The sequence below is a fragment of the Streptomyces sp. SID3343 genome (genome assembly GCF_009865215.1).
GTDB lineage: Bacteria > Actinomycetota > Actinomycetes > Streptomycetales > Streptomycetaceae > Embleya.
On record NZ_WWJX01001182.1, the window covers coordinates 1 to 1,415 of the forward strand.

2 pseudogenes are annotated in these 1,415 nt (G+C 74.1%); both read right to left on the reverse strand.

The window, feature by feature from the left end:
- Positions 1-99 (reverse strand): annotated as a pseudogene (locus GT354_RS37300) (VOC family protein); the annotation flags it as partial.
- Between the two features lies 1 nt (position 100).
- Positions 101-1,415, reverse strand: a pseudogene (locus tag GT354_RS37305) (hypothetical protein); the annotation flags it as partial.

Genomic DNA, 1,415 nt, shown 5'->3' on the forward strand with positions numbered 1-1,415 from the left:
GCCGCACTGGCTTTCCTCGCCGCCCTCGACGAGTTTGCTCCAGTAGTAGTCGACCTCGGCCTGGTCGGCGCAGCGGATCCGGAACGACACCGACTCGTTGTCATTCCAGCAGGCGTCGGGTGGTCGACGCGGGTTCGCGGCCTGCGATCAGGGAGCCGGTGACGGTGGCCAGGACGGGGATGCCGAGCAGGGCAAGGGCCAGGGGTCCGTAGGGGACGTGGCCGAGGGTGGCGAGGTCGTCGTAGTAGGCCGCGCACAGGGCGAGATAGGCCCCGGCGGTGCCCATCAGGACGCCGGCGAGTGCGAGAGCACCCGCCGTGGCGCCGGTCAGGGTGCGGCGGATGGCGGAGGGCGCCCCGGTTGCGGTGAGCGAGCGCAGTTCGTCGGCGGCCTCCCCGCGGATCGTGCCGACCGTCATGGCCAGCACCCCGAGAGCCAGCACCGCGCCGCCGCCGACCGCGATCCAACGGAGCGTGTCCACGTTGTCGTTGCCGTCGCGGGCCTCGACCGTGAGTCCGTCGGCGGTGGCGAGGTCCCGGGCGGCGGTGAGTCGAGCGTCGGTCAGATCCTCGGGTACCTCGATGAACCAGGCTGCCCGCAGACTTTCCCAGCCGTGGCGTTGCACCGCCTCGGTGGTGACGAACGCGCGGGGTACGGACGTGTACATGGAGCCCGGAATCCGCGCGGTCCGCGTGTCCGCCGGGCGGTCGCCGGTCCCGACCAGGTCGAACTGCCCCGTGAACGACGTGAGTACGTCGGTGTCCGGGCGCGCCGCGCCGAGGTCGAAACCGAAGGCGTGGGCGGTCGCCGCCGTGGCGACGTACAGCGACAAGCCTTCCCATGTCTCCGAGTTCACCCTGCGGCCGAGTTGGACGACCGGCCGGCCGGAGTCGGCCCCGCCCCGAAGCGACGGCGCGTCCGGTGCGGTGACCATGTCGAGTCGGGTCACCTCGCCGCCGAGGGCGGCCGCATACCGCGTCACGGCCCCGTCGAGGCGGGCGAGGTCGGCAGCGGACAGCGCCGGGACGGCGGGGCCGCCCTCGCCGACGCGGATCAACAGTTGGCGCTCGGAGAGGTTGCCCCGGTCGGCCGCGACCTCGTTGGCGGCGGCCAGGACGGTGACGGCGACGGGGATGCCCACCGCGAGCGTGATCGCCGCGAGGGCGGCGCCCGAACGCGCCTGGTGGCGGCCCAGGTCGCGCAGCGCGAGGCGGAGGGTGAAGGGTGCCAGGCGAGCCGGTGCGACCAAAGCGCGGATCGCGAGCGGACTGAGCAGCAGCAGCCCGACCACGAGGGCGACGATGCCCACCGAGACCAGCAGGCCGTCGGTGCGGTGCGCGGCGGCCAGGCAGCCGACACCGCAGACCAGCAGCGCGCCGGCCGCCCACGCCGACTGGCCGGCGGGCACCGGCCGG